This is a genomic window from Pseudomonas borbori, from assembly GCF_900115555.1.
GTDB classification, from domain to species: domain Bacteria; phylum Pseudomonadota; class Gammaproteobacteria; order Pseudomonadales; family Pseudomonadaceae; genus Aquipseudomonas; species Aquipseudomonas borbori.
The window spans coordinates 1-5838 of sequence record NZ_FOWX01000072.1 but is presented as its reverse complement, the minus strand read 5'-3'; the positions used below and the strand labels follow the sequence as shown (position 1 = coordinate 5838).

Annotated in this window: 6 protein-coding genes and 2 pseudogenes; 7 read left to right on the top strand and 1 reads right to left on the bottom strand. The window is 59.1% G+C overall.

The features are described from left to right. From BM315_RS23795 to BM315_RS23780, 4 genes and pseudogenes are all read left to right on the top strand, one after another. Positions 1 to 352: IS66 family transposase (locus BM315_RS23795; RefSeq protein WP_141124035.1), on the top strand; the 352-nt coding region annotated here is incomplete at its 5' end. 50 nt (positions 353 to 402) lie between these two features. Beyond that, positions 403 to 1035: pseudogene (gene istB / locus BM315_RS23790) on the top strand (IS21-like element helper ATPase IstB); the annotation flags it as partial. A gap of 446 nt (positions 1036 to 1481) precedes the next feature. Further along, complete coding sequence (locus BM315_RS23785) at positions 1482 to 2372, top strand: SDR family oxidoreductase (RefSeq protein ID WP_090506120.1); 891 nt, start codon at positions 1482 to 1484, stop codon at positions 2370 to 2372. An 18-nt stretch (positions 2373 to 2390) separates the two neighbouring features. Then, entirely contained in the window at positions 2391 to 3179 is a 789-nt protein-coding gene (locus tag BM315_RS23780) for an enoyl-CoA hydratase/isomerase family protein (protein ID WP_090506118.1), read from the top strand. A gap of 146 nt (positions 3180 to 3325) precedes the next feature. Here BM315_RS23780 and BM315_RS23775 read toward each other — a convergent pair. Further along, a pseudogene (locus tag BM315_RS23775) lies at positions 3326 to 3589 on the bottom strand (ATP-binding protein); the annotation flags it as partial. Positions 3590 to 3745: 156 nt separating this feature from the next. Here BM315_RS23775 and BM315_RS23770 point away from each other — a divergent pair. The 3 genes from BM315_RS23770 to BM315_RS24585 all read left to right on the top strand — a co-directional run. Beyond that, complete coding sequence (locus BM315_RS23770) at positions 3746 to 4627, top strand: tyrosine-type recombinase/integrase (RefSeq protein ID WP_212633003.1); 882 nt, start codon at positions 3746 to 3748, stop codon at positions 4625 to 4627. Then, positions 4585 to 5073, top strand: a complete 489-nt coding sequence (locus BM315_RS23765; RefSeq protein ID WP_212633002.1) for a tyrosine-type recombinase/integrase — start codon at positions 4585 to 4587, stop codon at positions 5071 to 5073. The genes BM315_RS23770 and BM315_RS23765 overlap by 43 nt, the downstream gene beginning before the upstream one ends. A 16-nt stretch (positions 5074 to 5089) precedes the next feature. Next, positions 5090 to 5838: tyrosine-type recombinase/integrase (locus tag BM315_RS24585; protein WP_170862312.1), on the top strand; the 749-nt coding region annotated here is incomplete at its 3' end.

Below are 5838 nucleotides of genomic sequence, written 5' to 3'. Positions count from 1 at the left end.
GCTGCAGGTCACGGCGCAGAACGCCCTGGGCAAAGCAGTGAACTACCTGGCGAGCAACTGGAGCCGACTCGAACGCTACATCGAGGCCGGCCACCTGCCGATCGACAACAATGCAGCCGAGCGGGCCATCCGGCCCTTCGTCATCGGCCGCAAAAACTGGCTGTTCAGCGACACGCCCAAAGGTGCAACCGCCAGCGCCCAACTCTACAGCCTGATCGAAACCGCCAAGGCCAACGGCTGGGAGCCTTATGCCTGGCTGCGTCATGTCTTCGAGCGCCTGCCGCTGATCAACAGCGTTGAAGGCTACGAAGCGCTGCTGCCGTGGAGCAGCAAGCCAACGACGTCACTGTAAAACGCAAAACCCCACCAGTGGGAGGTGGGGTTTATGGAGCGCTTACGTAAATGAACATGGCCAAGCTACCCATGCACCGTGACCTGGCTGGCTTCGACTTCAGCGCCTCCAGCGCCGACGCACGGCTGATCAGGGAACTGGCCAGCCTGGCCTTCACCGACACGGCACAGAACGTGGTACTCATCGGCGGGCCGGGCACCGGCAAGACCCACCTGGCCACCGCGCTAGCCGTGTCCGGCATCACCCTGCACGGCAAGCGCGTGCGCTTCTACTCCACGGTTGACCTGGTCAATCTGCTGGAGCGCGAGAAGCACGACGGCAAAGCCGGGCGCATCGCCCAGGCACTGCTGCGCATGGACGTGGTCATCCTCGATGAGCTGGGTTATTTGCCGTTCAGCCAGGCCGGCGGCGCCTTGCTGTTTCACCTGCTGTCCAAACTTTACGAGCACACCAGCGTGGTGATCACGACCAACCTGAGTTTCGCAGAATGGTCGAGCGTGTTCGGTGACGCCAAGATGACCACAGCCTTGCTGGATCGGCTTACCCACCACTGCCACATCGTCGAAACGGGCAACGAGTCCTACCGTCTGCAGCACAGCAGCTTGGCGGCCCAGGCAAAGATCAAATCACGGGAACGAAAACGTAAGAACGATCAGAAGCCGGTGGATGACGACGCGTTTTGATTTTAGGGAAAGGATGGCCTGCTGCATGACGACATGTGGCAGGTCATCAACAACTGAACTGGGCTATCAAGGAGGGGGTTCAAAAGCAGCTGCGCTGATAGACTTATCCACAATTGCTGAGGCTGAAATCAGCAATCCGCCCTGGGTCAAATTTCAATCGGCAGGGTGGGTCAATTTTTCATCAGCGCCAACACTGTGCTATCCACTGTGAAAACTGAATCGCCTTCATGATCAATCCCTTGCACTCGGAGATATCACGATTCAGTTTAGGCCACTGCAACAGTTAACTCAGACAGAGCCTTTTGTGTATCCCTTCCCCCACGTCCCCGGCACCTCATCTTTTACCCATTGATCGATCCAGACTCGTGGACCACGGAAAACTGGACGACAGGCCTCAGTCATTGTTTAATAGGCATACGTTATTTATACATACGAATGAGGCACCCATGAATTTGCTATTTGACAAGGCAGCACTGGCAGGCAAGAGAATTCTCGTTACCGGTGGTGGCAGTGGTCTTGGACGGGAACTCGCAACTGGTCTGGCCAAGCATGGCGCCAAGGTCTATATCTGCGGTCGGCGTGAAAGCGTGCTGACCGAAGCCGCTGCGCACATCCTGAGCGAAACAGGCTCCAGCGTGAGCACCATGATCTGCGATCTGCGTAATGCGGAAATGGTCGAAAACATGATCGAGCAGATCTGGCAAGAAGGTCCTCTGAATGGCCTGATCAACAATGCAGCAGCCAACTTCATCGCCCCCACCAAGGACTTAAGCCCCCGCGGTTATGAGGCCATACGCTCAACCGTAATGGATGGCAGTTTCTTCACGACCCTCGCCTGCGGCAAGCGCTGGATAAAGGAAGGCATCAAGGGCGCAGTGTTGAGCAACCTGGTGAGCTGGGTCTGGACCGGCTCCGCCTTCGTAGTACCGGCGGCCATGGCTAAAAGCGCCATCAACAACATGACCCAGTCGCTGGCTGTTGAGTGGGGTGGTTATGGCATTCGCCTGAATGCCATCGCACCGGGCCCGTTCCCGACAGAAGGCGCCTGGGAGAAGCTCAACCCGATCGAGGATTCCTCCGTCGGCGCTACTCAGTCGGACCAGATCCCCATGCGCCGTTATGGCCGCATGGAAGAACTGCAAAACCTGGTCATTTTCCTGATGTCCGATGCCTGTGAATTCCTCACCGGCCAGACCATTGCGATTGATGGCGCCCACCACCTTGCTGCGCCCAGCACCTTTGCCGGCCTGACCGAGTTGACTGACGAACAGTGGGCCAAGGCCAAGGAAAAAATCAAAGCCGCTTCCGAGCGCGACAAAAAAATGCGTTCTGTTTGAATCAGGGGGGCATGGAGCATGAGCGACTCAGCGCTGAACCTAACTATTGAAAATGGCCTGGCCCACCTGGTATTTATCCAGGGCAAGCGTGGTAATCCTATTGACGGCGCGCTGTGCAGCGAGCTTAACGAAGCATCTATCGTCCTGTCGGAGCGCAAGGATGTCCGAGCCGTTCTAATTACCGCCGAAGGCGGCGCCTTTAGCTATGGCGGTGACATTGCCAGCTTCATCAGCAAGCTTGATGACCTGCCGAGCATGATCAAGCGCTGGACCAGTGATCTGCATATGGCCATCGCGCGCTTGCAACGAATGGATGCCCCTCTGGTAGCCGCTGTTCATGGCATATGTGCGGGCGGCATGGCTGGCTTCATTGCGGGCTGCGACATTGTTGTCGCCGCAGATAACACCAAGTTTGTTGCCGCCTATGCCGGCATTGGCTATTGCTGTGACGCCGGTAGCTCGATCACGCTCAGCAGAAGAATGGGGCTTGGTCGTGCCAGGAAATTCCTGCTATTGAATGAAAGCCTGAGCGCCCAGGCATGCCTTTCCGCCGGCCTGGTCGACGAAGTGTGCACATTAGATGACTACGGGAACAGAGCCAAGACAATCGCCGATCAGCTGGCAGCTGGCCCGACCAAAGCCTATGGTGAAATTCGCAGACTGATGCTGTCCGCCAGTTCGCTACCACTGGAGTCACAACTTGAAAATGAGGCCCAGGGCCTGGCCAGGTGCGCAGCTAGCGCTGATGCAAGAGAAGGTTTGACGGCGTTCTCAGAGAAGAGAAAACCGACGTACAGAGGGCAGTAACACTGAAAAGGTGCTTATCTGCGGATTCCACGACACTTGGACACTCAGCCCACGATCATTTGGACACTCGTTCCATGCTGACTTGGACACCTGATCCACGTCCACTTGGACAGGCAGTCGGAGCGCAGCGACGCAGGTTTGCATTGTTAGTCTGAAGTCTCTGTCGCCGTCAATTTCGTTGCGCGTCTGCGCATCGATTCGCCCTTCAGTTCGATCCGATAAGCGTTGTGCACCAGCCGGTCGAGGATCGCATCGCCCAAGGTCGGATCGCCGATCAGTGCGTGCCATTTGTCCACTGGCATCTGGCTGGTCACTAGCGTCGAGCGCTTGCCGTAGCGGTCGTCCAGCAGTTCAAGCATGTCGCGCCGTTGCGCAGCGGTAAACGGCGCCAGACCCCAGTCGTCGAGTAATGTTGAGCTCAACATTACTCGACTTATGTGTAGCGGCCAGTTATGTGGAGTAATGCAGCTCGACCTGCAATGGGCGAGGCATCGAGTCATCCGGGCTCAACATAAGTAGAGCAAGGCGTACCGTGGTTTCCCACCTCAATGAACGTGGAGGCCATGATGCTTACCAAGCTCTTTCCCAAGTATTACCGGCGCTACCTCGAGTCCCCAGTTGCCGATTGGCTCGTCGGCTTTGCAGATTGGCTGGTATTCGCCGGCTATGCACATGATCCAGCCCATGACCATATCCGCAGACTGAAGCAGGTCCTCGAAGCCCGCGGTTCGGTTGGGCCCGATGCCATGTTCTCGCGGGCTGATCTCACCACGATGTTCACGTCGGCTCGCCAGCAGCCCCTGTTTCGAGCAACGCAGCGCGCATTCGAACGATTCCTGGCCGCTGGCGGCCGACTCGTCGTTGAGCCCGACTGCAGTCGCCTCGCCCCGCTTCTCGACGCATACCGTCATCACCTGCTCGAGGCGCGAGGACTGACCGTGTCGACGGTCAATCAGCACATCGCGACGGCTTCCGCCTTTCTCGCTCAGGCCGTGCCGCCTGGCACTTCGCTCCAGGAACTGTCAGTGCAGGCGGTCGAACGGTTCGTTGTCATCGACGGCCAGCGACTGAAACGCCAGTCCCTCCAGCATACGGTTGCGCGACTGCGCGCCTTCCTGCGGTTCTGCCATGATCGAGGTGAACTGCGCGAGCGACTCGACAGCATCGACACCCCGCGCACCTATCGGGACGAGTTGCCACCGCGCGCGCTGGCCTGGGATCTCGTGCAGAAGTTGCTACGCTCGATCGATCGTTCCGATCCCATGGGCTGCCGTGACCACGCGATCCTGTACCTGATGGCGCATTATGGGCCACCCCCATCGTCGACTGCTATTTGCAATGGAAGCGCGCACTCGGGCGCAGCTATCTCGGTGTCGAGCGAGTGCTCGTATCGCTGCTCCAGTTCATGCACGATCACGCCGCCGCGGATCTCGATCAGAACCTGTTAGACGAGTGGAGCAAGTCATTCGCAGAACTGACCGCCAATGTCCGGCGGAATCGGCTGCGGGAGGTTCGTAATTTCTGCCTGTGTCGGCAGCGCACCGAGCCCCATTGCTTCGTGCCAGACGCTAATCGCTTCCCCCGCCCGCAGCCCTACTGTGCGCCGGTCATCTTCGGCGCGGACGCGGTCGCGCATATGCTGGCCGCCGCCAAGCAGCAGCGTCCAACACCCGGATCGCCGCTTCGGCCAGCCGTGTTGCGGCTGGCCGTCGTCTTGCTCTACACCGCCGGCTTGCGTCGTGGCGAGCTGCTGCGCCTCACCTTGGCCGATGCCGATCCCGCGGAGGGTGCACTGCGGATTCGCGAGTCTAAGTTTCACAAGTCCCGCTTCGTACCGCTGTCGCCTGACGCCTGTTGCGAGCTTCGCGCCTACCTGCGGCGGCGGTTACCCTAACGACCTCGGCTTATGTGTGGAGAAGTTCTTCCGCGAATACCTTCTGACGTTGCGCGGCATGAGTCTGCATACCATCCGCAGCTATCGAGATGCCTTGGTCCTGTTCTTGCGTTTCGTATCCAATCACAACAGCCGGCGCCTCGAGGATCTCAGTCTCGATGTCTTCACCGCCGAGCACGTTGCACAGTTCCTGACATTTCTGGAGGCCGACCGCCACAATGGCATTGCCACTCGCAATGCGCGGCTGGCCGCGCTGCATACCTTTGCCCGGTTCCTGGTGTCCGAGTCGCCAGAGCATCTCGCCCAACTGCAGCGGGTGCTAGGCCTGCCCTTTAAACGGGGGGGGCGCAATGCACCCATTGAGTATCTCGAGCCGGCGGAGGTCGAGACGCTGCTTCGGCAGATCGACTCTTCCACCGATACGGGCCGGCGCGACTATGCATTGTTTGCGCTGATGCTCAATACCGGGGCTCGCGTCCAGGAAGTGCTCGATCTCAAGTTGAGCGATGTGCACACCGAGCCGCCGCACCAGGTCCGGCTCCACGGCAAGGGCGGCAAGGTCCGGCTTTGCCCGATTTGGGCCGCGACCGCCGCCCGACTGCAAGCACTGGCGCAGCAGACACCGGGGAACGGAATTACCGACGCATTACTGTTCACGAACCGGCGTGGTGGCAAGCTCACTCGCTTCGGCGTGCGGTATCTGCTCAACAAATACATCGCGGCCAGTGCCGCCACGGCCAGCACCTTGCTGGAGAAGCGGATCCA